This is a genomic window from Bradyrhizobium sp. P2_E8, from assembly GCF_056403875.1.
The window spans coordinates 1-1,150 of the sequence record NZ_JBFUES010001548.1 but is presented as its reverse complement, the minus strand read 5'-3'; the positions used below and the strand labels follow the sequence as shown (position 1 = coordinate 1,150).

At 63.5% G+C, this 1,150-nt stretch carries 2 protein-coding genes; both read left to right on the top strand.

From position 1 onward, the window contains the following. Window positions 1-640, top strand: a 640-nt coding sequence (locus AC1D00_RS42200; RefSeq protein WP_477014788.1) for an ABC transporter substrate-binding protein, incomplete at its 5' end; no start/stop codon positions are given. 14 nt (window positions 641-654) lie between these two features. Continuing rightward, window positions 655-1,150 (top strand): ABC transporter substrate-binding protein (locus tag AC1D00_RS42195; RefSeq protein ID WP_477014787.1); only part of this gene is annotated, 496 nt, incomplete at its 3' end.

Sequence of the window (1,150 nt, the reverse complement as noted above, 5' to 3'; positions counted from 1 at the left end):
ATCGAGGATCAGTCCGGAAGCCGTGCGCGACAATCTGCGTGAGGCGCTGCGCCTGTTCAAGGAGGCCGGCTATGAGGTGCGCGACCGCAAGCTGATCGACGTCAAGACCGGCACGCAGTTCTCCCTGGAATTGCTGAATTCCGATCCGAGCTTTGAGCGGATCACGCTGTTCTACAAGCCGTCGCTGGAGCGGCTCGGCATCGCCGTCAGCGTGCGGACGGTCGATCCGACGCAATACGAGAACAGGACGCGCGACTGGGATTTCGACGTCGTCACCAACTCATGGGGCGAGTCGCAGTCGCCGGGCAACGAGCAACGCGAATTCTGGTCGTCCAAGACAGCCGGCATCGCCGGTTCGCGCAACATTGCCGGCATCAAGAATCCGGCGATCGACAAGCTGATCGAGCGGGTGATCTACGCGAGGGATCGCGACGATCTCGTCGCTGCGACCAAGGCGCTCGACCGCGTGCTGCTGTGGAATCACTACGTCGTGCCGCAGTGGACCTATACCAAGGTGCGTACCGCGCGCTGGGACCGCTTCGGCCGGCCGTCGGAATTGCCCAGATACGGTCAGTCCGGCTTCCCGTTCATCTGGTGGTACGACGCAGACAAGGCGGCACGGATCGCAAAGAAGTCGTGAAGGACATTTCCCGCATGACGCAGATGTCACGCCGCCATGTGCTGGCTTTGGGTGCCGGCGGTGCCCTCGGTGCGTCCCTTGGCGCACCGCTGTTACGCGGCGCGCGCGCATCGGAGGCGGGGACCGAGGCGCACGGCATCTCTGCATTCGGCGATCTCAAATATCCCGCCGACTTCCGCCATTTCGACTACGTCAACCTCGACGCGCCCAGGGGCGGCACATTCTCGCTCATTCCGTCGGTGAAGGCGTACAACCAGTCCTACCAGACCTTCAACTCGCTCAACGCCTTCATCCTGAAGGGCGACGGCGCGCAAGGCATGGACATGACGTTCGTGCCCCTGATGGTGCGCGCCAACGACGAGCCGGACGCGATGTACGGGCTTGCTGCCAAGTCCGTGCGGATATCGCCGGACAGGCTGGTCTATCGCTTCGCGATGCGGCCCGAGGCGAAATTCCACGATGGCACGAAGCTCACCGCCCACGACGCGGCGTTTTCGCTGACGGCGCTGA